This window comes from uncultured Halomonas sp. (assembly GCF_947501415.1).
Taxonomy (GTDB): domain Bacteria; phylum Pseudomonadota; class Gammaproteobacteria; order Pseudomonadales; family Halomonadaceae; genus Halomonas.
Genome location: NZ_CANMVL010000010.1, coordinates 171,310 through 194,320, shown reverse-complemented (window position 1 = coordinate 194,320; position 23,011 = coordinate 171,310). Strand labels below are relative to the sequence as shown.

Below are 23,011 nucleotides of genomic sequence, written 5' to 3'. Positions count from 1 at the left end.
GGCGACCCGCGAGCCCTTCACCTTCATGATCATCGTCGCGGCGGTCTACCTGCTGATCGCCAGCGTCTCCGAGTGGGGCTTCGCCCGCCTGCAGAAGCGCTATGACGTCGGCTTCGGGGAGGTCAAGTGATGGACACCCTGATGAGTCGACTCGAGGCCCTGCTGGCCGACAACAGCATCTTCACCCTGCAGACCCTCGGCTACTACGGCGAGGGGCTGGTGACCACCGTGCAGCTGGTGTTCCTGTCGCTGGTGATCGGCCTGGTACTGGCCGTTCCCCTGGCCATCGGCCGTGGTTCACGGCATCGCTGGATCAGCCTTCCGATCTTTCTCTACTGCTACGTGTTCCGCGGCACCCCCCTGCTGGTACAGCTTTATCTCATCTACTATGGGGTGGTGTTCGTCGAGGGCATCCAGGATACCTGGCTATGGGTGCTGCTCGAGAAGCCCTTCGTGCCGGCGCTGGTCGCCTTCACCCTCAACACCGCGGCCTACACCACCGAGATCTTCCGTGGCGCCATCAAGGCCACCCCCCGCGGCGAGATCGAGGCGGCACGCGCCTATGGCATGACCCAGCGCCTCATGCTGCGCCGGATCGTGCTGCCCAGCGCCTTCCGCCGCGCGCTGCCCGCCTACGGCAACGAGGTGATCTTCATGCTCCACGCCAGCGCCATCGCCAGCGTGGTTACCATCATGGACCTGACCGGGGCGGCGCGTTTCGTCTATGCACGCTTCTATGCCCCCTTCGACGCCTTCCTGTTCGTGGCGGCCATCTATCTCTGCCTGACCTTCGCCATCCTCTACCTGTTCCGCTATCTGGAGAAGCGGCTGCTGGCTCATCTCAAGCCCGCCGGCGGCTGAGAATGCGTCAATCGATCGTTGGGAGCTGGCGTTTACCTCCACGCCGGCTCCCCTTTCGACCCTCTGTCGGATCCGCTAAGGTTGGCCTGTCATCACCCCCAAGGTGATTCCATCAACAATGACAGGACCCACCCATGAAGCTACACAAGATTCTGAGCCTCGGCGCCTTCGGTGCCGCCCTGGTGGCCGGCTCCGCCAGTGCCGAGGTGCGTGACCTCCGCATCGCCGTCGACGTCCCCTACGAGCCCATGGAGTACCGTACCCCGGATGGTGAACTCACCGGCTTCGATATCGATCTGGGCAACGCCCTGTGTGCCGAGATCGGTATCGACTGCGAATGGGTCGTGCAGGGGTGGGACGGCATCATCCCCGGCCTGATGGCGCGCAAGTACGACGCCATCATGTCGTCGATGACCATCAACGAGCAGCGTCGCGAGCAGGTACTGTTCTCCGACCCCTACATCACCCCACCCTCGGCCTGGTTCGCCCCTGGCGACATGCAGATCGGCACCCCCTCCAAGGAGACCCTCGAGGGTCTGACCATCGGCGTGCAGCGTGGCACCCTGCAGGACAACTACGCCACCGACATGTATGGCGACGTGGCCGACGTGAAACGCTACGCCACCGCCGACGACATGGTGCTGGACATGGACTCCGGCCGCCTCGACGCGGTCTTCCTCGACTTCCCGATCGGCAAGTCCACCCTGCTCGACAGCGACGCGGGTGACTACAAGGTGGTCGGCGAGATGATCACCGAGCCCAAGGAGTACTTCGGTGAGGGCTTCGGCATCGCCTTCCGCAAGCGTGACCAGGAGCTGGCCGAGACCTTCAACGAGGCACTGGCCGAACTGAAGGCGAATGGCACCTACGACGAGATCCACGCCGAGTACTTCGGCGAGTGACGCCCGACCTGCCCCGGCATTCCCGGGGCAGGCGACTTCGACCAGGGCGTGGGCGTCGCCTTTCGCAAGCGCGACCGCGAGCTAGCCAGAGACTTCAACGAGGCACTGGCCGAGCTGAAGAAAAGTGGCGCCTACGAAGAGATCCAAAGCAAATACTTCGGCGAGGAATGAGCCAACCGCCATAAGCCCCCCACTGTCAGCTGTCACCTCTCACCGACGAGGCCCTCTGGGACCCCGCCAGCACGTTTCAACCGATCATGTCGCCGAGTGGCGACTGGGAACTCCCCTCATCAGTGCTGGTCGGTTGATTCGCATCATCACCAGGGAGATTTCGATGACACGACAAGGGAGCGCGCCCACCTATACCGCAAGCCACGCCGCGGGAGGCAAGGCCCGGCCTTCATCCACCTGGACCGACTGGGGTCAATGGCTTGCCCTGATCACCATGACCGTGGACCACCTGACCCGCTATGTCGCACCGGATAGCTGGGGACTGGGGTGGGCCGGTTCCTCCATCGGCCGTATCGCCTTCCCCCTGTTCGCGGCCATGGTCGCCTGGCATGGGCTCTTCAATACACGCAACCCACTGCGCTATGCCCGGCGCATCCTGATGATCGGCCTCGTGGCCCAGCTACCCTACATGATGATGCCCAGGTCATCCGACGGCCTGATCCTCAATATCTGCTTCACCCTTTCGTTGAGCCTGGCAGGAGGAACCTGGCTGAAGCGCCTGCCGGCACGTATCGCCAACGACGCCCTGAGCAATGCACGGCTGGCCGTCGAGGCCGCCGTTGCCCTGGGCGCATGGCTGATCGCCGGCCAGTGGGTCGAATACAGCCATTTGGGCCTGCTGATGATCCCGCTGTATATGCTGGCCATGCAATACCTCCACTTGGCCAGTCCAGAGTTCACCGAGCGACTCCGAGCCACCGGCATGGCTCTACCTGTGCTGCTGGTGGCCGGCATGATGAACAGCTCCGACATGGCCAAGTCCTTCACCGTCGCCACCTGCCTTGCCGTGCTGCTGCTGGCCTCGGGGGCGCACCGTCTCGTCCACGGGGTACCCTTCCGGATGCCCCGTAGACTATGGCTCGCCTGGTACCCCGGTCACTTCGCGGGCATCGCCCTGTTGCTGTGGCTGACGGGCGAGCTCGCGAGTGGGTCTTCCTGAGGCCCAGTCTCGATGAGAAACACCTTAAACGCCTGCCACAGCGGACTGCGATAACGCTCGGGGTGCCATACCAGGGAGAAGGTCCGACGCAGGTCCAGTCCGCTGTCCAGCGGGACGAGCTCCCCGCGGGCGAGCTCACCGGCCACGCTCAGACGTGACAGGCACCCCAGCCCCAGGCCGGCCAGCACCGCCTGCTTGATCGCCTCATGCTGCCCAAGCTCCATGCGTACCCGGGGCAGCACCCCGCGATCGCGCATCGCCTGCTCGAAGACCTCTCGCGTCCCGGAGCCCGATTCCCTCAGGATCCATGCCGCCTCTCCCAGGGCGGCATCATCCAGCCGCTCATGTCCGGCCAGTGGGTGAGAAGGCGCGCAGACAACCACCAGACGGTCTTCGCACCAGGACTCGCTTTCCAGCCTCGGCTCCCGGCACTCGCCCTCGATCAGGCCCAGGTCCGCCTCCAGGCGCAACACATCGCTGATCACCTCGTGGGTATTGCGCAGCCGCAGGCGCAGGTCCGTCCCGGGGTGGGCCTCGCTGAAGCGCCCAACCAGCCCCGGCAGCAAATAGGTGCCCACGGTGGCACTGGCCGCCACGTCGAGCACGCCATGCAGTTCACCCTCGGGCTCGGTGGCCGCCGCCACGAAGGCCTCCACACCGTCGAGCAGCTGCTCGGCCCGGGGCAGCAGTTGGCGTCCCAGATCATTGAGCCGCAAGCGCCGGCCATGGCGTTCGAACAGCGCCACGGCCAGCTGGCGCTCCAGCTCCGAGAGGGCCTGGCTGGTCGCCGACTGCGACAGGCACAGCTCTCGGGCCGCGGCGCTGACCGAGCCGAGACGCGCCACCGTGGCGAAGACCTGAAGCTGGCGAAAGCTCACCATGGGTGTCATATCGGTTTTTCCGAAAAGCCAGTTCGTTATTAACTGATAACCTGATGTGTTATTAGGGCATAACATACGCCACATAAACAGCACTAGAGAGTAACGACATGTGGCAAGGCTTGCTGGTCTGCACAACCCTGACGATAGCCGGCTTCGGGCTTACGCGGCTCCCACCACTGGCCGATGCCGGGATAAGCCCCCTGGTGGTGGCGCTGCTGCTGGGCATCGTGGCCGGTAACCTGCCCCTGGCCCGGCGCCTTTCCGCCACCGGCCCGGGGTTGAAGTTCGCCACTCGCTGGCTGCTGCGCGGCGGTATCGTCCTGTTCGGTCTCTCCCTGACCCTGCAACAGATCATGGCACTCGGACCCAGGGTGCTGCTGCTCGACACCCTGGTGATCATCAGCGTGCTCACCGCGGGCTACCTGATCGGCACCCGAGTGCTCGGCATGGATCGCGAGACCACCCTGCTGACCAGCGCCGGCAGCGCCATCTGTGGCGCCGCGGCGGTACTCGCCACCGAATCGACCATTCGCTCGCGCCCCGCTGCCACCTCCATGGCCGTGGCCACGGTGGTCCTGTTCGGCTCCCTGGCGATGCTGGTCTACCCGCTGCTCTATCCGCTGCTGAGCATGGATGAGGGGCTGTTCGGTGTCTATATCGGCGCCACCGTGCACGAGGTCGCCCAAGTGGTCGCCGCCGGCGAGGCAGTGGGCCCCGATGCCCTGGCCAATGCGGTCATCGTCAAGCTGGTGCGGGTGATGCTGCTGGTGCCCTTCCTGCTGATCGTCGGACAGTGGTGGCTGCGCCACCAGCCTGCCGAGGCCGGCGCAGAGAGGACCAGCCTGGTGATCCCCTGGTTTGCGTTCGGTTTCCTGGCCATGGTGGTGTTCAACAGCCTGGTCACCCTGCCCGCCCCGCTGCACGATGGGCTGGCCATGGCCGGTCAGCTGGCGCTGACCATGGCCATGGCGGCACTGGGCTATGAGACGCGGGTCGAGAAGCTCAAGGCTCTGGGTATCAAGCCCTTTATCCTGGCCCTGACGCTGTTCGTGCTGTTGCTCGGGGGCGGTCTGCTGGCCAGCACCCTGCTGATGGGCTGAGCCCCTCGCCCGCGTCCAGTTCATACAGCGACCCGGCCATAGCCATACAGAGACCAGGCCATAAAGCGCAGACAGGCCGCCCCAAACGGGGCGGCCTGTCTGCTTACGGGCCGGTCAAGGCCTGGCCGGAACCTGTATCTGGGTGGACCCTGCAGGCCTACTCGAAGCTGAAGCTCGGCGCAGGCGCCTCGGGGAGCAGCGCGGCGCAGGCGCGAACCCGCTCCAGCAGCGCCTCATGAGTCGGCGCAAGCAGATTGACATGGGCCAGCTTGCGACCGGCGCGCTCGCTCTTGTCGTAGCGATGCAGATGGGCGTCCTCGAGCGCCAGGATGGCGGACGAGTCGCCCTCTCGGCCGATCACGTTGACCATGCAGGTGGGCATGCGCGCGGCGGTATCCCCCAGCGGCAGCCCCTGAATGGCACGCAGATGGTTCTCAAACTGGCTGGTCACTGCACCATCCTGGGTCCAGTGACCGGAGTTGTGCACACGAGGCGCCATCTCGTTGGCCAGCAGGCTGCCGTCGGCACACTGGAACAGCTCCAGGGTCAGCACGCCCACATAGTCGAGCTCATCGAGCAGCGCCCGAATATAACCATCGGCTGTCTGCTGCAGGCTGTCGGCCAGGTCCGGCAGCGGGGCGATGGAGTAGCGCAGGATGCCATCCACATGCTGGTTCTCGGCCATGGGGTAGAAGACCACCTCGCCGTCGCGACCACGCACCGCGATGATCGATACCTCACGCACGAAGTCGACGAAGGACTCCACGATCAACCGCGGATGGGCGATGGCACGCCACGCCTCGGCCGCCTCGGCGGGATCACGCAGCACCGCCTGGCCCTTGCCGTCGTAGCCCTCGGTGACCGACTTGGCCACCACCGGCGTTCCCAGCTCACGGGCCGCCGCCTCCAGCTCGTCGGCACTCTCCACCAGGCGGTAGGCCGGGGTAGGAATGCTCAGGCGATCGAAAAGCGCCTTCTCCTCGGCACGATTCTGGCAGACACGGATCGCTTCGCTGGACGGGTAGACCGGTTTCACCTCCTCGATCTCCTGTACCAGCGACACCGGCAGATGCTCGAACTCGTAGGTGACCAGATCCACCTTCTCGAGGAAGGCCGCCAGGTGCCTGCGGTCGGTATCTACCATCACATCGCCGATACCGGCACTGGGATGCCCGGTGGTATCAAGAAAGGTAAAACGGTTGGCCAGCGGGTAGCCAGCCAGGGCCAGCATGCGACCGAGCTGACCGGCACCCAGAACACCGATGTTCATGATGATCTCCTCTATATCTCTCTATCAGGCTATCAGGGCTGGCTATTCAGGGCTCGGTCCGTGAATCAGGCCGGGGGTCAGGATTGTCGAGCACCGTCTGCGTCTGATCGGCGCGAAACGCCTCCACGGCGGCGCGCACCCTGTCATCCTGAAGACCCACGATCTGCGCCGCCAGCAGTCCCGCATTGGTGGCGCCCGCCTTGCCGATGGCCAGGGTGCCCACAGCGATACCACCAGGCATCTGCACGATGGAGAGCAGTGAGTCCAGACCCTTGAGCGCCTTGGACTCCACCGGCACCCCCAGCACGGGCAGTGCGGTCTGGGAGGCCACCATGCCCGGCAGATGGGCGGCGCCGCCGGCGCCGGCGACGATCACCTCGAGGCCGCGCTCGGCCGCTGACTTCGCATAATCGAAGAGCAGGTCAGGCGTACGGTGAGCCGAGACGACTCGAGTCTCGTAAGCCACTCCCAGACGCTCGAGCATCTCGACGGCATGTTCCATTATCGGCCAGTCAGATTTCGACCCCATGATCACGCCGACCTTCGGCGTCTGTGTAGCGGACTGCATGGCCTGCTCCTCGGGACTTCCCCTACAGGAAAAGAGTGAATAAAAGGAAAGCCGATCATTTTAGCGGTGCAGGCCTTCCCAGTCATCTTGACCATGCAGACAGCCCGGGTCTAGCACTGTGGTGTTGCCGAAAGCATACAAAAGCTTGCATGCTGCGTGCTTCATTGGCTGCTACAGTGGCTTCTGTGTGGGCATATTGGACTAGCTCGCCTGAAACTCGATGAAGGAGACTAACCATGAAGCGTTCCCTGATTTTCACCGCGGCATTCGCCGGCTCGCTGCTGCTGGTCGGTTGCGACTCCGATAACGACCAGACGACTCAGCACGAGGAGGCCGCCAAGCAGGAGGCGCAACAGGCAGCCGAGTCCGCCGAACAGGCCGTCGAGGAGTCGGCAGACGCTACCGCCGAAGCCGCAGAGGCCGCGGAAGCTGAGCTCGACGAGGCAACCGACGAGGCCGGTGAGGCCATGGACGAAGCCGCCGCCGAAACCGAACAGGCGCTGGATGAAGCCGGCGCAGAATCCGAACAGGCCGCCGAGGAAGCAGGTCAGGCCATGGAGGAAGCGGGTGACGAGGCTGCCCAGGAGGCCAGCGAGGCCGCCGCAGCCACCGAAGCCGCGGGTGACGAGGTCGCCCAGGAAACCGAAGAGGCCGCCGAGGCCGCCGGCGAGAACCTGGAGGCCGCGGGTGACGAAGCCGCCCAGGAGGCCGGTGAGGCGGCTGCAGCCGCCGAGGCCACGGGTGACGAGATCGCTCAGGAAACCGGAGAAGCCGCCGAGGCCGCCGGCGAGAACCTGGAAGCTGCGGGCGACGAGGCCGCTGAAGAAACCGCCAGCGCCCTGGATGCGGCGGGTGACGTCACCGCCAATGTTGTCGACTCGGCCAAGGAGATGACCGCCGACGCGGTTGATGCCGCCGGCAATCTGGTCGAAGAGGCCAAGGAAATGGCACTGGGTGCCACGGAAGAGACGGCCGAGGCCACCAAGGAAGCCGCGAATGCCACGGCGGATGTGGCGGCAGAAGCCGAGGCGGAGGCCGAAGCGGAAGCCTCGACCCAGTAACTCACGCGCCTTTCACCAACCCTGCACCATACAGAGGCCCGCTCGGGGGAACCGAGCGGGCCTCTTTCGTCATGCCACGCTTCATGCGACGGTGTGGCGTCAGGCGGGGAGTGCGCCACGCCGGCTCGCCACCCAGTTGCCGACGATCACGGCAAGCATCGTCGCGGCCCCGGCGGCCTCCACCATCAGGCTGGGGTAGAACACCGCCACGATGGCAGGTAACAGCAACACACGAACGGGCCACGCCATGCGGGTAAACAGATAGCCCTCCAGCGCTGCGGCGAAGGCGGCCAGGGCGAGGAAGCCCGTCAACCCGGTCCATATCAGCAGCGGCCAGGGTCCCCCCATGATGATCTCGGGGTTATAGACCATGAACAGCGGGATCAGATAGAGCCCCTTGGCGAACTTCCAGGCCTGGAAGCCCGTTTCCATCGGCTTGGCCCCGGCGATCGCCGCCCCGGCGAAGCCGGCCAGGGCGATGGGCGGCGTGACGTTGGAGTCCTGGGAGTACCAGAACACCACCAGGTGGGCGATCAGCAGCGGAACGCCGAACTCGGCGGTCAGTGCCGGGCCGACCAGCACGATCAGCACGATATAGCTGGCAGTCACCGGCAGCCCCATGCCCAGCACCAGGCTGGCCAGCAGCACCATGACCAGGGCCAGCAGCAGGTTGCCGCCCGAGAAGGCCAGCATCATGGAGGAGAACTTCAGACCCAGCCCGGTCAGCCCCACCACCCCGACGATGATGCCGGCCACCGCACAGGCCATGGAGACGGCGACCGCATTGCGTGCCCCCAGCTCGAGCCCCTCCATCAGCTTCAGCAGACCATTGCGGGTGGCGGTGGCCAGGCGTTCTCCGGTCACCGGCTCCCCCTGCTGCGGGGCCACGAAGAGCATCCAGACCAGAAAGCGCAGCACCGCCACGGCCAGCATGGTGAGGATGGCATAGTAGCCAACCCGCATCGGCGACATGTTCATCACCAGCAGCCACACCAGCACCGCCAGCGGCAGCAGGAAGTGCCAGCCGGAAGACATCACGTCGCGCATCTGCGGCAGCTCACTCCTGGCCATGCCCTGCATGCCCTGCTTCAGGGCGATGATGTGCACGAAGAGGTAGACCGTACCGAAGTACATGATCGCCGGCAGGATACTGACCTTGACCACATCAAGGTAAGGCATCCGAGTGTACTCGGCGATCAAGAAGGCGCCGGCACCCATCAGCGGCGGCATGATCTGCCCACCGGTGGAGGCCGCCGCCTCGATGCCCCCGGCCTGATGGGGCTTGTAGCCAAGGCGCTTCATCAGCGGGATGGTAAAGGCGCCGGTGGTCACCACGTTGGCGATCGCGCTGCCGGAGATCGATCCCATGCCGGCCGAGGCGATCACCGCCGCCTTGGCCGGTCCACCGCGCTGGCGGCCGGTGGCGGCGTAGGCCAGGTCGATGAAGAACTTGCCGGCGCCGGTGATCTCGAGAAAGGCGCCGAACAGCACGAAGATGAAGATATAGGTGGCCGCCACGCCCATGGGCAGGCCGAAGATGCCCTCCTGCCCCAGGTAGAGCTGGCCCACCAGGCGATCCAGGCTGTAGCCACGGTGCTCGAGGATGCCGGGCAGCCACTCGCCCAGCCACGGCAGGTCGCCACGTGGACCGGCGAAGGCATAGAGCAGGGCGATCACCCCGATCACCGTCATGCCCAGACCCACCGCACGGCGAGCCGCCTCCAGCACGGTCACGGTGGCGATGCAGCCGACCAGGATATCGGTCTGACTCCAGAAGCCGGCACGATTGATGATCTCGTCGAGGTAGAGCACCAGGTAGCCGCCGGTGACCAGCGCCCCGGCGAAGAAGGTGGCATCGAGCAGCCAACCGATGAGCCCACGGGGTCGTCGCGGTCCGAATACCGGAAACATCAGGAAGGCCAGCATCATGATCAGCATCAGGTGGATGCTGCGCTGGTAGAAGAGTCCCAGCGGCTCGATGCCGGCGGAGTAGAGCTGGAACAGCGACAGGCCCACCGCCACCAGCGTGATCAGCCACAGCACCGGCCGGGCGTGACTCGCCTGGCTGCCGGGCACGATAGGAGAGTTGTCCGAATCATTCATTGCGATTTTCTCAGGGTGTTGGATCGCCAGCAGGGGTGACCAGGCGTACGGTAACGCGGTGGTCGGCGGCCAGCTGGCTCAGACTGATGCGTTGCCCATCCACCACCAGACGGTGGTCGACGGCGAGACTCCCCACCCGCAGGCGGTAGGCATTGCCCGGCACCGGCTCGTCGAGATCCTCGATCCAGTACCCCCCTTCGCCGTCCGATACCTGGCGACCACGACCGGGGATATGATCGAGCCCGGCGGCGAAGTCCGGCAGGTGGCTACGCTCGAGCACCATGCGTCCATCACGATGCCGATAGCAGTCGAGGACCGGAAACCCCTCTACCGAGTGGTTCCACTCCAGACACCAGCCGTCGCCCTCGGGCATGGGCAGCGACACCAGGGTGCCCCCCTGCTCGCCGCTTACCTCGAGGCGGGCCGGCTCCTGTCCCACCGCCGGGCTGGCCAGGAGCAGGCCTGCACACAGCAGCAGGGCGGGCCTGGTGGCCCGCCCTGCTGTCAGATACCGGTCACGCATCGCCTCAGGGACGCTGGTGGTCGGCGATCTCGGCGCCAACCTCCTCGTAGTAGCGCAGTGCGCCCGGATGGAAGGCGATCGGGGTGGAGTTGACGCTGAACTCCACAGTGGTGTCGTTGGCCGCCGGGTGGACCTCGATCAGCTCATCGGTGCGCTCGAAGAGCATCTTGGTGATCTGGTAGGCGAGCTCCTCGTCCATCTCGCTGCTCACCGCCAGCACGTTGGGGATACCGATGGTCTGCACGCCCTCTTCCATTCCCTCGTAGAGGCCGGCACGCAGCTCGTAGGAGGCGAATACCGGTACACTCTCGCGCGCATTGGCCACCTCCTCGTCGGAGAGGCCGACCAGGCGGACATCCCGGGTAGTGGCCAGGTTCATGATCGAGCTGGTGGGCGGCCCCACGCTCCAGAAGCCAGCGGCGATATCACCGTCACGGATGGCATCGGCCGTCTCGTTGAAGTTGAGACGGCGCGGGTCGAAGTCATCGTAGCCGATGCCGTTGGCCTCGAGCAGCGCCCTGGCGTTGAGCTCGGTGCCACTGCCCGGCGCCCCTACCGAGACCGTCTTGCCCTTCAGGTCGGCAAGGCTCTCGACGCCGGAGTCGGCGAGGGTCACCAGCTGAACGGCGTTGGGGTAGACCGATGCCAGCGCACGGATGTTCTCGAGCTGGCGACCCTCGAAATCGCCGGTGCCGCTGTAGGCCTGATGCACGGTGTCGGCCAGGGCCAGGGCGAGATCGGAGTCACCGCGCCACACCAGCCCCATGTTCTCCACCGAGGCACCCGTCACTTCGGCGACGGCCTCGTAACCCTCGAGATGCTTGCCGATCATCTCGGCAAGGCCACCACCCAGCGGATAGTAGGTGCCGCCGGTACCACCGGTGGCGATGGAGAGCTGCTGCTGGGCAGCCGCCAACGGAGCCGTCGCGATCAGCGAGGCGACAGCGGCATACTTCAAGGCTTTCATGGCATTCCTCCGGTCCTGCAACCAGGTTGTCTTGTGGTCGTTTCCGACGCCTGAACAGCGTACGGCCCCCAAGCTAGCACGGACCCAGCGTGAGAACCTATCGGCGCAAATTCTACGTTTAAGAAGAATTTCGGCAATGCCACGATGGTCTGGGGCTCACCCCTCCACCATCGTCTTCACCTGATCGACGATATGACTGCCGATGGGGAGCGCCGAGGTGGCAGCTGGCGACGGTGCATTGCCCACATTGAGGGTGCGTCGAGTGTTCACGAACAGGAAGTCGTCCACCAGCTTGCCGTCTCGGGATACCGCCTGGGCGCGCACGCCCGCCGGATAGGGCTCGAGATCCTCGACCGTCAGCTCCGGACAGTACTTGCGCACCAGCTCGAGATAGCCGCGCTTGTGCAGGGAGTTCTTCATCTCGACAAGGCCCGGGCGCAGGTTCTTGCCCAGCACCTTGAGAATCCCCGGATTGGTGAACATCTGTGCCAGGTCGCGAGGCGAGATATCACGACGGCGATAGCCCTCCCGCTTGAACGCCAGCACCGCATTGGGGCCCACCGTCACGCTGCCGTCGATCATGCGAGTCAGATGCACCCCGAGAAACGGCATGGAGGGGTCGGGAATCGGGTAGATCAGGTGATTGACGATCTGATTGTGCTTCTCCGGCAGCCGATAGTATTCGCCGCGGAAGGGGCAGATGGTGAAGCCCGGGTCCTGGCCCAGCATGCGGACCACTCGATCGGCCATCAGCCCCGAGCAGGTAACGAGATAACTCCCGGTGAACTCACCGGCCGAGCTGGAGACCACCACCTCCCGGGAGCGCTCCTCGAGGCCGGTGACCTCGGCGTGGTAGCGGATCTCGCCGCCCATCCGCTCGAACTCGGCGGCCATCGCGCGCGTCACCTCGGCATAGTCGACGATGCCGCTGGAGGGCACGAAGATCCCGCCCAGCCCGGTGATATTGGGCTCACGCTCGGCCAGCGCCTCGGCGGAGAGCCATTCGCGCTCAAGGCCGTTGGCGGCGGTACGCTCCCATAGCGCCTCCATGCGCTGCATCTCGAGGTCGCTGGTCGCCACCAGCAGCTTCCCGCAGGTGTCGTAGGCGATGCCGTGCTCATCACAGAACGCCCTGGTGGCGCGATTGCCCTCGAGACAGAAGCGCGCCTTGAGACTGCCCGGGGTGTAATAGACCCCGGCATGAATCACGCCGCTGTTATGGCCGGTCTGATGCCGTGCCGGTCCCGCCTCTTTCTCCAGCAGCAGCATCCTGCGATCGGGGTATGCCTGCTTGAGTTGCATGGCGGTGGACATGCCCAGGATGCCACCGCCGATGATGATAAAGTCGTGCATGCCGTTCTCGCTCCAGCAGTCAGTCTCGCTCCAGCAATGGAAATAGCCACGCCGTTCACACGGCGTGGCTTTTTCAGGGTAACCCATTGATCCTGGGCACGTCTTACACCTGGCGCGGATCGCGCAGGGTCTTGGCGTGGGTGAAGTAACCGCGCTGGCGCATCAGCTCGCGACGCAGGTCCGGATGCGGCTTGAAACGGTCGCGACCATGCAGCCAGAAGTGGTTGTTGATCAGCAGGAAGCTGCCCACCGGATTGGGCACCGAGAGAATGCCAGGGCTGTTCTCCAGGGAGTCGGAGAGATCGGTCAGCCAGTTGCCCTCCTCGAAGTCTTTGGGCTGCACGAACTGGTCGATATAGGACATGACCGGGCGGCCTTCGCGGTCGACATCGAACACCGGGTGGAAGACATCACGGGCCACGTTCTTGCTGGGCGGTGCCGTCCAGCGCATGGGGCGATGGGCCAGCGGGTGAGCAAAGAACCGCTCCAGGTCTTCCCAGTCGTCCAGGTGCAGCAGCAGGGAGTTGCCGCCCTCCATGTTCTGCTCGTCGATCTTCATCATCAGCACATAGTCGGTGTCCTGCTCGACGAAGGTGCCATCATTGTGCAGCTCCATCACGCGATGCGGCTGGCGCAGGTAGCTGTCGGAGTTGTCGACGTTCTTGACCACGAAGCGCGCATAGTACTGCCCGCTCATGGCATCGAAGTTGGAACGTCCCATCAGGTGAGCCACGGCAGTGGCCAGCTTGACCATGTCATCGGCCTGCTCGACATCATTCAGACCTTCCGGCACCACCTGGAAGCCACCGGTGTCACGATCCACCAGGGTGTTGATCAGCACCGGCTGCAGGGTGTTGTCGCACAGGTCATCGAGAATCCTGGCGACCCGAAAACGCAGCATCGACTTGTACTCCAGCGCCTGCACCGGCCACTCGCTGACCGCCGCGAGGAAGGCCTCGACCACCTCGCGGGAAATGGTCAGCTGCAGCAGGCGCGGGGACTGGGCAGAAGGTGCCAGGGTAAAGCCGCGGATGTCGGCGGGCAGAGGCATGGCGGTTTCGGGAAGCTGGCTCAGCACGGTCATGTCAGGGGCTCCAGGGGATATTGGATTGCCCATTCAAAATATCGACACTTTTTAATAGCGTCAACTGTATTTGGCTTTATACTTTTTATTAACCCGCTGCCGGTTCGGCCGCACGCACTGGCTGTCCCTGCCGGTATCCGCCCCTGATGCACAAGCAGGGCACACGAGCAGGCCACACATGGCATCGCCCCGGCACAGGGCCGGGGCGAAAAACAGGCTTCCAAGGCCTACTCGTGCAGGAGGACGTCAACGCCCCGGGTAGGGGTCACCACCAGCCAGCTCACGCTGCATCATCCTGTCGCTGTAGGCGACACCGTAGCGAACGCGGGACCAGGCATAGAGTGCCAGGCCAAGCAGCATCCAGCCGGCGAAGAGCATCCACTCGACGGCCGACAGTGCCGAGGGGCTGCCCGGCAGATACATGGCGGACAGCCCGAGGGAGAGCAGTACCGCCAGGGCACCGACCAGCTTGCCGTGGCGTACCTTGAAGGGGCGCTCCATGTCGGGCTCGCGGCGGCGCAGCACGACGAAGGAGAGCGAGACGAACAGATAGGCAACCACGATCCCGAGGCCACCTGCCACCACCAGCCATACCAGCGCCGGACGCCCCAGGAAGGGTGCGATCGCCGAGAGCACCCCCATCACCAGAATGGCGTTGGTGGGCGTGCGATAGCGCGGATGCAGCTTGCCGAGCCAGGCCGGCAGCATGCCGGAGTGCGCCAGGGCGTAGATGGCACGCGAACCGCCGATATAGAAGGCATTCCAGCTGGTGATGATCCCCGCGATACCCGCCAGGATCATGAGATTGCCCGCCCAGGGCGCCTGAAAGACCGCCTGCATGGCGTCCGGTACCGCCAGCGAGCTCTCGCCCAGCGCCTCGGGGTCGAGCATCAGGGAGGTGCCAAGAATGATGAAGGCATACCAGAACACCGCCAGGATCACCGAAATCATCAGCACTCGACCGATCTCGCGAAACGGCAGATTGATCTCCTCGGCGGCCTGGGGGATCACGTCGAAGCCGACAAACATGAACGGCACCATGATGATCACCGTCATGATGCCGCCCACCACGCCCTGCTCGACGCTGAACAGCGGCTGCATGGTATCGCTGCTGCCCTGGAACAGCGCCCCGGTAATGAACATCACGCCCACTGCCAGGATCAACAGGGTGACCACCTTCTGGACCAGCGCCGCGGTACGCACGCCGACATAGTTGATCCACATCATCAGCAGCGAGCCGATGACGCCGACCGCCACCCAGGTGGCCTTCACCTCCCAGCCGGCGATGGTCCACAGATGCCCCACCGCGTAGTTGGGAAACAGGTGCTCCACCACCGTGGGCAGCGCCACGGCCTCGAAGGAGACCACGCTGACATAGCCCAGGGTGATCGCCCAGGTGCACAGGAAGGAGGCGAAGTGGCCCAGGGCGCGGTAACTATAGACGTGCTCGCCGCCGACCTGGGGCATCGCCGAGGCGAGTTCGGCGTAGGTCAGACCCACCAGCACGATGATCAGCCCGCCCAGCAGGAAGGCGGTAATCGCCCCCAGGCTGCCGGCCGACTGGATCCAGCTGCCGGTCAGCACGATCCAGCCCCAGCCGATCATGGCCCCGAAGGCCAGGGCGAGAACATCCTTGCGAGCCAGCACACGCGAGAGCTGGCCCTGAGAGGTCTCGACATCTTGAGTCATGGGATCCTCGAAAGTTATCGTTTTGGGGAAAAAATTCTGTTTTTAATTAACGTCGACAAAATAGAGAAACCCACGACTCACAGCAATAGACGTGCCACATTCCCGGGGTAGACATTCGTCGACAGCCCCCATCTCTTCCCACCAAAGCCGTATGCAATCGACACTGGAAAAAACGGCGGCGAGTCGCCATAGTGTCACTGTCGCAACCGCCTAATGGAGCATCATGAGCACGGCACGACAGTCCCGATCCGCGGAACTCCTTGACCCTCCGCGAAGCAGCCCTGACCTCGATGTCAGGGACCTGGAACAACGTACACGCCTCATGCGCATCGTGACCCGGCTTATCGCCGTGTCAGACCTCGGCAGCCGCGAGATCGCTCGCCGCGCCGGGCTGCCGATGCAGAAGATCAGCGACCTCCTGGCGGGGAAGCTGGAGCACCTCTCGATCGATGAGCTACGCCTCGTCCACCGCACGGTGGCGGAGCAGGGGGCTACCCACTGACGACGCGATCGATGACCCTCCCCCGAACAGCGAACGCCCTGCACAGCGCAGGGCGTTTTTTTATTGCCTCCCCTGTCAAAATAAATCTAATCCGCATCAGTGCCTTGCGAAAGCATTAAGAGAATATTAGGAGCATGCTAACGAAGTCTTGATCGACATCAAGCCAACATTCCTCGTCCAAAGGTAACCTTCCGGTATCAGCCTTACCTCTTGAACAGGCGGAAGATCCCGCCCCACCCAAGGCCACCGGAGGCGCCATGGACCCCATTCGCCGCACCCTTCTCGGCCAGCTGGCCCGCTTGAGTGCGGGTGCTGCCCTGATACCGCTCGCAAGCGCCGCCAATGCCGGTATCAACCAGCAGCCACCGCGTCGTGAAGGCGACCCCACCAAGCGCTACGGCATGCTGATCGATCTGCGCCAGTGCATCGGTTGCCAGGCCTGTACCGTGTCGTGCCATATCGAGAATGCCGCCCCGCTGGGCAGCTTTCGCACGACCGTCTCCCAGTACGAGGTAGCGCATCAGGAGACCGGGGATGTCGCCACCTTCATGCTGCCCCGCCTGTGCAACCACTGCGAGAACCCGCCCTGCGTGCCGGTCTGCCCGGTGGAGGCCACCTTCCAGCGCCAGGACGGCATCGTGGTGGTCGACAGCGACCGCTGCGTGGGCTGTGCCTACTGCGTCAACGCCTGCCCCTACGACGCGCGTTTTATCAACGAGCGCACCCAGACAGCCGACAAGTGCACCTTCTGTGCCCACCGCCTGGAGGCGGGCCTGCTGCCGGCCTGCGTGGAGAGCTGCGTGGGCGGCGCGCGGATCATCGGTGACATGCGCGACCCGGAGAGCCAGATCAGCCGCATGATCGAGGAGCATCGCAGTGAGCTGATGGTGCTGCAGCCTGAGAAGAACACCCTGCCCCAGGTCTTCTACCTCGGCATGGACGAGCGCTTCATCACTCGCCCCACCGCCGAGCCGGTGGCACTGGAAGTCCTCGATCCCCACGGCCAGGAGATGGGTTATGAATTCCACCATTGAGCTGCTCGCCCCACGCTACGACATCGCCTGGTATCCCTGGGCGGTGCAGTACTTCTTCATGATCGCCCTCTCCTACGCCACCCTGTGGCTGGCCGCCCCGGCGCTGGTGTTCGGCAGGCAGACCTGGCTGCCCACCGCACGCCTGGCGCTGCTCGCCTGCCTGACCACCACCCTGGTGGCACCGGTGGCTCTGCTCGCCGATCTGCACCAGCCGCTTCGCTTCTGGCACTTCTATGTCCATGCCAACGGCCACTCCTGGATGTCCATCGGCAGCCTGGTGCTGCCCCTCTACGTGACCGGCGTGATCGTGCTGGCCTGGTTGGCCTGGCGTCCGGCGCTGCAAGCCAGGCGCCAGGCCCCCGGCATGGTGGGTTTCACTGCACGCTGGTTGTCATTGGGTAACACCCCTACTCCGCGGGCCCTGCTGGTGCTGGTGGGGTTGGGCACGCTCGTCCTCTCCACCGGCATCATGCTCTACACCGGCGCCGAGGTCGCCATCGTCAAGGCGCGTCCGCTGTGGCACACCGTATGGTTGCCACCGATGTTCGTGGCCACAGGCTTTATCGCCGCCAGCGGCCTGATCCTGGTGCTCGACCGTGTGGCCGGTGAGCGCAGCACGGCCGTCAGCCGACAGATGCTCAAGGTGATGTTCGGCGCCTGCCTGGTCGCCGGTCTCGTTGCCGGTAGCTGGTTCCTCGACGGCATCAACGTAAGCGCTGGCTCGGTGGCGGCGGCAATGAAGTCCGTTCGTGGTAGCGCCGAGTGGCGCGGCACCGCCCTGTGGGGCGGGCTCACCGGCTTGCTGCTGTTCGGCGCCGTCCTCTATCTGATCACTCGGCCTGCCTCTCGGCGCCCGACGCTGTATGCCTGGGCCTGGCTGCTCGGCCTGGTGGCCCTGCATGTCGGCTGGATGTTCCGCTGGGTGGTTCTAATGGATGTGCAGACCGTGGCCCGCCACAGCGCCGGTTTCCATCACTACGGCATTCCCGCCGGCTCTTCAGGCATTCTCGGCATCGTCGGCACCTTCGGCCTGTGGCTCACCGCCGCTCTGCTGATCGACCTCCTGCTACCTTGGCGCCAGGCACACCAGGGCGGCAGCGCCGCCGAGCTCTCAACTGCGCCCTCTACCCCCGCACACCCCGCCCCCAAAAGCGCTGCGGAAACCACTGAAGGAGCCCCCAGCCATGGCTAAGCCCCCTGTCGATGCCTCACGCCGTCGTTTCATGAAGGGTGCCGTCGCCGCCGGCGGCGCCGCCACCTTCGCCGCCGGATACTCCGACCCACTGATCAAGATGGGCAAGGGCGTCACCGGCAGCGCCGGAGAGAAACCCGCACACCGCATCCACGGCAACTCCCTGGCACCGGAATACAACGTCGACCCCGAGAGTGGCGAGCTGACCCTCAACCCCGACCAACGCGTTGCCTTCACCGTCTGCTACGGCTGCACCACCAAGTGCGGCGTGCGGGTACGCGTCGACAACGATACCGACCAGGTACTGCGCGTCTCCGGCAACCCCTACCACCCGCTCTCCGCCGACGAGCACTTGCCCATGCGCACCCCGGTGGTCGAGGCCCTGCGCGGGCTGAGCGCCCATGGCGATCAGGGCCAGCAGAACCGCTCCACCGCCTGCGCCCGCGGCAACGCCATGATGGCGCAGATCGACAGCCCCTTCCGCGTCACCCACTGCCTTAAGCGGGTCGGCGAGCGCGGCGGCCGCGAATGGCAGAAGATCAGCTTCGAGCAACTGATCGAGGAGATCTGCGAGGGCGGTGACCTGTTCGGCGAGGGCCATGTGGACGGCCTGCGCGCTATCCACAACCATGACGAACTAATCGACCCGGAGAACCCCGAATACGGCCCGAAGGCCAACCAGCTGATGGTGATGGAAGCCACCGACTACGGCCGCTCCGCGCTGCTCAAGCGCTTCACCATGAACGCTTTCGCCACCCGCAACTACGGTCATCACGGCTCTTACTGTGGCCTTGCCTACCGCATGGGATCCGGCGCGGTGATGGACGACCTGGCCAAGAACGCCCATACCAAGCCAGACATCCAGAACGCCCGCTTCATCCTCTACGTCGGCACCGCCCCCAGCCAGGCCGGCAACCCCTTCAAGCGCCAGGGGCGGCTGATCGCCCAGGCGCGGGCCGAGGGCAGCCTAGAGTACGTGGTGGTCGACCCGGGCCTCAACGCCTCGGCCTCGCATGCCGCCGACCACAACCGCTGGGTACCGATCCGTCCGGGTAGCGACAGCGCCCTGGCCATGGCCATGATCCAGTGGCTGCTCGACCATGAGGGCTACGCCAAGGCGTTCCTGGAGCTTCCCGGCCAGCCCGCCGCCGAGGCCGCCGGCGAGGCGACCCACACTAACGCCAGTCACCTGGTAATCACCAACGATGAGCACCCGCACCGCGGCCGCTTCCTGCGCGCTAGCGACCTGGGCCAAGCCGAGGCCGGCAGCGACGCCGACGTACCCATGGTGGTGGCCGACGGAAAACTGGCACAGGGCAACGCGGTGATGGGCGCCGAGCTCTTCGTCGACCGCGAGGTAGAGCTCGCCGACGGGGAGAGCGTGCGGGTAAAGAGCAGCATGACCCTGCTTCGCGAGTCCGCCAACGAGCATAGCCTGACCGAGTATGCCGAACACTGTGGCATCCCCGAGGCCACCATCGTCGACCTGGCAGAGCGCTTCGCACGCCACGGCCGCCGCGCGGTAACCAACTCCCATGGCGGGATGATGTCCGGCAACGGCTTCTACGCCGCCTTCGGCATGCAGATGCTCAACGTGCTGGCCGGCAACCACAACCGCAAGGGCGGCAGCGCCGCCGGCGGCGGCCAGTTCAACGGCGTCGGCACCGGTCCCCGCTACGACCTGGCCAACTTCCCCGGCAAGCGCGGACCCAAGGGGGTCTTCCTCTCCCGCTCGCGCTTCCCCTACGAGAAGTCCTCCGAGTACCAGCGCAAGGTGGCCGCCGGCGAGAACCCCTACCCCGCCCGCGCCCCCTGGCGCTCGCTGGCACCGCCTACCCTCACCGAGCACCTGCCCTCGGCGCTGGACGGCTACCCTTACCCGATCAAGGCGGTGATCGGCTGCATGGCCAACCCCATCTACGGCCAGGCGGGCCTCGAGACGCTGATTGCCGAGAAGATCAAGGACCCCAAGCGCCTGGGGCTGTTCGTGGCCATCGACGGCTTCCTCAACGAGACCAACCGCTACGCCGACTACATCGTGCCGGACTCGGTGATGTATGAGGTGTGGGGCTTCACCGGCGCCTGGAAGGGCAACCTGGGCAAGATGACCACCGCCTGCTGGCCGGTGGTGGAGCCGCGCCAGCAGAAGACCGAAGAAGGCGAGCCGGTCTCCATGGAGAGCTTCTTCATCGCCACCGCCAAGCGCCTCGGGCTGCCCGGCTTCGGCGAGGGAGCGATCCCCGACGCCGACGGCAACCTGCACCCGCTCAACCGTGCCGAGGACTTCTTCCTGCGCGCCGCCGCCAACGTGGCCATGCAGGGCGAGCCGCTGCCCGACGCTGACGAGAGCGATATCGCCCATGGCGGGATCGCGCCGCTGCTGCCGAAACTCGAGCGCACCCTCAAGCCCGAGGAGCGCGGCCCGGTGGCCTACCTCTACGCCCGCGGCGGCCGCTTCGAGGACTTCAAGGACCATTTCAAGGGCGAGAACCTCACCAGCGCCTGGAAACGCACCCTGTGCGTCTACAACGAGCAGGTGGGCACCAGCATCAACACCCAGAGTGGCCAGCCCAACCGTGGTGTGCCGCGCCATGCCCTGCCGCCGCTGGCCGACGGTCGCGCCATGCGCGAGGTGTTCACCGAGGAGGAGTGGCCACTGCTGGCGTTCTCGTTCAAGTCCAACCTGATGAACTCCTACGCCATCGGTCTCGAGTGGCTGCGCATGATCAAGCCCTACAACCCGGTGATGATGCACCGCCAGGACGCCGAGCGCTTCGGCATCAGTCACGGCGACACCATCCGCATCGAGAGCCCCGGCGGCAGCGTGGTTGGCCTGGCACTGGTCGGCGAAGGGGTGATGCCCGGCGCACTGGGCATCGAGCACGGCTACGGCCACCGTGACCTGGGCGCCACCCCCCACGTGATCGACGGCGAGGCCCAGCCCGATCTCGAATGGCTGCGCGCCGGCATCAACATCAACGACCTGGGCTTCAAGGACCCCACCCGCCGCGTGGATGGCACCTGGCTTGAGCCCATCAGCGGCGCTGCCGTGCGCCAGGGCCTGCCGATCCGGGTCTCCCGTATCGAGGCCTGAGAAACGGCGCTTCACCCTTCTCGAGAGCGAAGCGCCGCCCCATGCACTCGACCCAATAGCCGGGCGCACCGACATCGGACGCCCGGCGTTTTTTCGGTATCATGGCGACGGACCATTTCCGATCAGGACTCCCCCCATGCTTCGACGCCTCGCCCGCGTGCTGCCCGTGGCTCTGCCGCTGCTGTTTGCCACTTCGGTTGCCGCTGCCAGCCCCTTCGTGTTCACCGCCATCCCCGACGAGGACGAGACACGCCTGCAGGAGCGCTTCCAGAAGGTCGCCGACTATCTCGCCGACGAGCTCGAGGTCGAGGTGCGTTTCGTGCCGGTGAAGTCCTACGCCGCGGCGGTCACCGCCTTCCGCAATGACCAGGTGCAGCTGGCCTGGTTCGGCGGCCTCTCCGGCGTGCAGGCCCGCGAGCGCGTGCCCGGCTCCCGGGCTCTGGCCCAGGGCGTCGAGGACGCCGAGTTCCGGACCTACTTCATCGCCCACGAGAGCACCGGCCTGGAAGAGGGTGCGGGGCTGGTCGAGGCCATGCGCGACATGACCTTCACCTTCGGCGCCAAGGGCTCCACCTCCGGACGCCTGATGCCCGAGCACTACCTGCGCGAGGCCTTCGGCGAGGCGCCGGAAGAGGTCTTCTCGCGTGTCGGCTTCAGCGGCAACCACAGCCGTACCGCCTCGCTGGTCGCCTCCGGGGCCTACCAGCTCGGCGCCCTCAACTATACCGTATGGGAAAACGAGCTCGAGGCCGGCAACCTCGATGCCGACAGCGTCAAGGTGGTGTGGCAGACCCCGACCTACCCGGATTACCAATGGACGATCCGCGGCGACGTCGACGAGCGTTTCGGCGAGGGCTTCGCCGACCGCGTCCAGCAGGCGCTGCTCGGCATGGATGACCCCGAGCTGCTCGAGAGCTTCCCGCGCTCCGGCTTCATCCCGGTGGACAACGCCGACTACGAGATCATCCGCCAGGTCGGCCAGCAGCTCGATATCCTCGATTGATGACCGCCCTCGCCCTCACCGATGTGGTGGCCGATTACGGCGGGGCGCGCGTGATCGGCCCGCTCGATCTGACGCTTGCCCGCGGCGAAAGAGTCGCCCTGGTGGGCAGGAGCGGCGCCGGCAAGTCGACGCTGCTCGGCGTCATGCAGCAGCGCTGGCGCCATCACGGTGCCGCCCTGATGCCCCAGCAGCTGGGCCTGGTGCCCTCGCTGAGCGTGTTCCACAACGTCTATATGGGCGGACTCGCCCGGCACCCTACCTGGTACAACCTGGTTACCCTGGCGCGTCCCTTCCGTCGTGATATCGACGCCATCATGCCACTGCTCGAACGCTTGGATCTCGCCGACAAGTGCTGGGCCTCGGCCGGCGAACTGTCCGGTGGCCAGAGCCAGCGCGTCGCGGCCGCCCGCGCGCTTCATCAGCGGGGCGACCTGCTGCTGGCCGACGAACCGATATCGGCGCTCGACGGTCCGCTCGCCGAGCGGGTGCTGGCCGCGCTGGCCGAGGCTTACCCCACCTCGGTGGTGGCCATGCACGACGTGGAGCTGGCCCTGCGCTTCACCGACCGGGTCGTGGGGATCGCCGATGGCAGGATCGCCCTGGACGAGGCCAGCCACCGACTCAGTGCCCGGGATCTGCTGGTGCTCTACTGA

The 23,011-nt window shown here is 65.5% G+C and carries 21 protein-coding genes and 1 pseudogene; 13 read left to right on the top strand and 9 right to left on the bottom strand.

The window, feature by feature from the left end:
* The 5 genes and pseudogenes from Q0894_RS08480 to Q0894_RS08460 form a co-directional block, all read left to right on the top strand.
* Nucleotides 1-130: pseudogene (locus Q0894_RS08480) on the top strand (arginine ABC transporter permease ArtQ); the annotation flags it as partial.
* The gene (locus Q0894_RS08475; RefSeq protein ID WP_299233757.1) at nucleotides 130-861 is read left to right on the top strand and encodes an ABC transporter permease; all 732 of its coding nucleotides are present in this window, start codon (nucleotides 130-132) and stop codon (nucleotides 859-861) included. The pseudogene Q0894_RS08480 and the gene Q0894_RS08475, both read left to right, overlap by 1 nt.
* Nucleotides 862-995: 134 nt before the next feature.
* On the top strand, nucleotides 996-1,763 hold the full coding sequence (locus Q0894_RS08470; protein ID WP_195689943.1) for an ABC transporter substrate-binding protein: 768 nt from the start codon (nucleotides 996-998) through the stop codon (nucleotides 1,761-1,763).
* Nucleotides 1,764-1,811: 48 nt separating this feature from the next.
* Nucleotides 1,812-1,934, top strand: coding sequence for a transporter substrate-binding domain-containing protein (locus tag Q0894_RS08465; RefSeq protein WP_366130988.1), 123 nt, complete (start codon nucleotides 1,812-1,814; stop codon nucleotides 1,932-1,934).
* A 163-nt stretch (nucleotides 1,935-2,097) separates the two neighbouring features.
* Nucleotides 2,098-2,934, top strand: a complete 837-nt coding sequence (locus Q0894_RS08460; protein ID WP_299233738.1) for a TraX family protein — start codon at nucleotides 2,098-2,100, stop codon at nucleotides 2,932-2,934.
* Here Q0894_RS08460 and Q0894_RS08455 read toward each other — a convergent pair.
* Nucleotides 2,871-3,824: a LysR family transcriptional regulator gene (locus tag Q0894_RS08455; RefSeq protein ID WP_299233737.1), complete on the bottom strand. Its 954-nt coding sequence runs from the start codon at nucleotides 3,822-3,824 to the stop codon at nucleotides 2,871-2,873. The two genes, Q0894_RS08460 and Q0894_RS08455, sit on opposite strands and share 64 nt — an antisense overlap.
* 98 nt (nucleotides 3,825-3,922) lie before the next feature.
* Between Q0894_RS08455 and Q0894_RS08450 the strand changes: the two genes are divergently transcribed.
* Nucleotides 3,923-4,915 (top strand): YeiH family protein, encoded by a 993-nt coding sequence (locus Q0894_RS08450; protein WP_299233736.1) that lies wholly within the window; start codon nucleotides 3,923-3,925, stop codon nucleotides 4,913-4,915.
* 157 nt (nucleotides 4,916-5,072) lie between these two features.
* Here Q0894_RS08450 and Q0894_RS08445 read toward each other — a convergent pair whose 3' ends face one another.
* Both Q0894_RS08445 and purE read right to left on the bottom strand, forming a co-directional pair.
* Nucleotides 5,073-6,185: a 5-(carboxyamino)imidazole ribonucleotide synthase gene (locus Q0894_RS08445; RefSeq protein ID WP_299233735.1), complete on the bottom strand. Its 1,113-nt coding sequence runs from the start codon at nucleotides 6,183-6,185 to the stop codon at nucleotides 5,073-5,075.
* Between the two features lie 46 nt (nucleotides 6,186-6,231).
* Nucleotides 6,232-6,753, bottom strand: coding sequence for a 5-(carboxyamino)imidazole ribonucleotide mutase (purE, locus tag Q0894_RS08440; RefSeq protein WP_299233714.1), 522 nt, complete (start codon nucleotides 6,751-6,753; stop codon nucleotides 6,232-6,234).
* A 236-nt stretch (nucleotides 6,754-6,989) separates the two neighbouring features.
* Here purE and Q0894_RS08435 point away from each other — a divergent pair, with 236 nt between their 5' ends.
* Nucleotides 6,990-7,814, top strand: a complete 825-nt coding sequence (locus tag Q0894_RS08435) for a hypothetical protein (protein ID WP_299233696.1) — start codon at nucleotides 6,990-6,992, stop codon at nucleotides 7,812-7,814.
* A gap of 99 nt (nucleotides 7,815-7,913) precedes the next feature.
* Here Q0894_RS08435 and Q0894_RS08430 read toward each other — a convergent pair whose 3' ends face one another.
* From Q0894_RS08430 to Q0894_RS08405, 6 genes are all read right to left on the bottom strand, one after another.
* Nucleotides 7,914-9,917, bottom strand: a complete 2,004-nt coding sequence (locus tag Q0894_RS08430) for a TRAP transporter permease (RefSeq protein ID WP_299233694.1) — start codon at nucleotides 9,915-9,917, stop codon at nucleotides 7,914-7,916.
* Nucleotides 9,918-9,927: 10 nt separating this feature from the next.
* Nucleotides 9,928-10,440, bottom strand: coding sequence for a DUF1850 domain-containing protein (locus Q0894_RS08425; RefSeq protein ID WP_299233692.1), 513 nt, complete (start codon nucleotides 10,438-10,440; stop codon nucleotides 9,928-9,930).
* A 4-nt stretch (nucleotides 10,441-10,444) separates the two neighbouring features.
* Nucleotides 10,445-11,407: a TAXI family TRAP transporter solute-binding subunit gene (locus tag Q0894_RS08420; protein WP_299233690.1), complete on the bottom strand. Its 963-nt coding sequence runs from the start codon at nucleotides 11,405-11,407 to the stop codon at nucleotides 10,445-10,447.
* Nucleotides 11,408-11,563: 156 nt separating this feature from the next.
* The gene (gene lhgO / locus Q0894_RS08415; protein WP_299233687.1) at nucleotides 11,564-12,760 is read right to left on the bottom strand and encodes an L-2-hydroxyglutarate oxidase; all 1,197 of its coding nucleotides are present in this window, start codon (nucleotides 12,758-12,760) and stop codon (nucleotides 11,564-11,566) included.
* 103 nt (nucleotides 12,761-12,863) lie between these two features.
* On the bottom strand, nucleotides 12,864-13,844 hold the full coding sequence (glaH, locus tag Q0894_RS08410) for a glutarate dioxygenase GlaH (RefSeq protein ID WP_299233684.1): 981 nt from the start codon (nucleotides 13,842-13,844) through the stop codon (nucleotides 12,864-12,866).
* A gap of 246 nt (nucleotides 13,845-14,090) precedes the next feature.
* Entirely contained in the window at nucleotides 14,091-15,533 is a 1,443-nt protein-coding gene (locus tag Q0894_RS08405) for an APC family permease (RefSeq protein WP_299233681.1), read from the bottom strand.
* Between the two features lie 223 nt (nucleotides 15,534-15,756).
* On the opposite strand from Q0894_RS08405, the gene Q0894_RS08400 reads away from it, so the two are divergent.
* The 6 genes from Q0894_RS08400 (at nucleotide 15,757) to Q0894_RS08375 (ending at nucleotide 23,011) form a co-directional block, all read left to right on the top strand.
* The gene (locus Q0894_RS08400) at nucleotides 15,757-16,035 is read left to right on the top strand and encodes an XRE family transcriptional regulator (protein WP_299233678.1); all 279 of its coding nucleotides are present in this window, start codon (nucleotides 15,757-15,759) and stop codon (nucleotides 16,033-16,035) included.
* A 257-nt stretch (nucleotides 16,036-16,292) separates the two neighbouring features.
* Nucleotides 16,293-17,069, top strand: a complete 777-nt coding sequence (gene dsrO / locus Q0894_RS08395) for a sulfate reduction electron transfer complex DsrMKJOP subunit DsrO (RefSeq protein WP_299233675.1) — start codon at nucleotides 16,293-16,295, stop codon at nucleotides 17,067-17,069.
* Nucleotides 17,053-18,261 carry an NrfD/PsrC family molybdoenzyme membrane anchor subunit gene (nrfD, locus tag Q0894_RS08390; RefSeq protein WP_299233672.1) on the top strand — a complete coding sequence of 403 codons (1,209 nt, stop codon included), beginning with the start codon at nucleotides 17,053-17,055 and terminating at the stop codon, nucleotides 18,259-18,261. Before dsrO ends, nrfD begins: the two co-directional genes overlap by 17 nt.
* Nucleotides 18,254-21,355, top strand: a complete 3,102-nt coding sequence (locus Q0894_RS08385) for a molybdopterin-dependent oxidoreductase (RefSeq protein WP_299233670.1) — start codon at nucleotides 18,254-18,256, stop codon at nucleotides 21,353-21,355. The genes nrfD and Q0894_RS08385 overlap by 8 nt, the downstream gene beginning before the upstream one ends.
* 136 nt (nucleotides 21,356-21,491) lie before the next feature.
* Nucleotides 21,492-22,358, top strand: coding sequence for a putative selenate ABC transporter substrate-binding protein (locus Q0894_RS08380; protein ID WP_299233668.1), 867 nt, complete (start codon nucleotides 21,492-21,494; stop codon nucleotides 22,356-22,358).
* On the top strand, nucleotides 22,358-23,011 hold the full coding sequence (locus tag Q0894_RS08375; RefSeq protein WP_299233666.1) for an ATP-binding cassette domain-containing protein: 654 nt from the start codon (nucleotides 22,358-22,360) through the stop codon (nucleotides 23,009-23,011). The genes Q0894_RS08380 and Q0894_RS08375 overlap by 1 nt, the downstream gene beginning before the upstream one ends.

Coding starts and splice junctions, on each gene's coding strand:
- Q0894_RS08450 (WP_299233736.1), top strand. CDS start 3,923: ATGTGGCAAGGCTTGCTGGTCTGCACAACCCTGACGATAGCCGGCTTC.
- Q0894_RS08380 (WP_299233668.1), top strand. CDS start 21,492: ATGCTTCGACGCCTCGCCCGCGTGCTGCCCGTGGCTCTGCCGCTGCTG.
- Q0894_RS08425 (WP_299233692.1), bottom strand. CDS start 10,440: ATGCGTGACCGGTATCTGACAGCAGGGCGGGCCACCAGGCCCGCCCTG.
- Q0894_RS08385 (WP_299233670.1), top strand. CDS start 18,254: ATGGCTAAGCCCCCTGTCGATGCCTCACGCCGTCGTTTCATGAAGGGT.
- glaH (WP_299233684.1), bottom strand. CDS start 13,844: ATGACCGTGCTGAGCCAGCTTCCCGAAACCGCCATGCCTCTGCCCGCC.
- Q0894_RS08420 (WP_299233690.1), bottom strand. CDS start 11,407: ATGAAAGCCTTGAAGTATGCCGCTGTCGCCTCGCTGATCGCGACGGCT.
- Q0894_RS08430 (WP_299233694.1), bottom strand. CDS start 9,917: ATGAATGATTCGGACAACTCTCCTATCGTGCCCGGCAGCCAGGCGAGT.
- Q0894_RS08400 (WP_299233678.1), top strand. CDS start 15,757: ATGAGCACGGCACGACAGTCCCGATCCGCGGAACTCCTTGACCCTCCG.
- lhgO (WP_299233687.1), bottom strand. CDS start 12,760: ATGCACGACTTTATCATCATCGGCGGTGGCATCCTGGGCATGTCCACC.
- Q0894_RS08460 (WP_299233738.1), top strand. CDS start 2,098: ATGACACGACAAGGGAGCGCGCCCACCTATACCGCAAGCCACGCCGCG.
- Q0894_RS08435 (WP_299233696.1), top strand. CDS start 6,990: ATGAAGCGTTCCCTGATTTTCACCGCGGCATTCGCCGGCTCGCTGCTG.
- Q0894_RS08475 (WP_299233757.1), top strand. CDS start 130: ATGGACACCCTGATGAGTCGACTCGAGGCCCTGCTGGCCGACAACAGC.
- Q0894_RS08470 (WP_195689943.1), top strand. CDS start 996: ATGAAGCTACACAAGATTCTGAGCCTCGGCGCCTTCGGTGCCGCCCTG.
- Q0894_RS08445 (WP_299233735.1), bottom strand. CDS start 6,185: ATGAACATCGGTGTTCTGGGTGCCGGTCAGCTCGGTCGCATGCTGGCC.
- purE (WP_299233714.1), bottom strand. CDS start 6,753: ATGCAGTCCGCTACACAGACGCCGAAGGTCGGCGTGATCATGGGGTCG.
- dsrO (WP_299233675.1), top strand. CDS start 16,293: ATGGACCCCATTCGCCGCACCCTTCTCGGCCAGCTGGCCCGCTTGAGT.
- Q0894_RS08455 (WP_299233737.1), bottom strand. CDS start 3,824: ATGACACCCATGGTGAGCTTTCGCCAGCTTCAGGTCTTCGCCACGGTG.
- Q0894_RS08405 (WP_299233681.1), bottom strand. CDS start 15,533: ATGACTCAAGATGTCGAGACCTCTCAGGGCCAGCTCTCGCGTGTGCTG.
- Q0894_RS08375 (WP_299233666.1), top strand. CDS start 22,358: ATGACCGCCCTCGCCCTCACCGATGTGGTGGCCGATTACGGCGGGGCG.
- nrfD (WP_299233672.1), top strand. CDS start 17,053: ATGAATTCCACCATTGAGCTGCTCGCCCCACGCTACGACATCGCCTGG.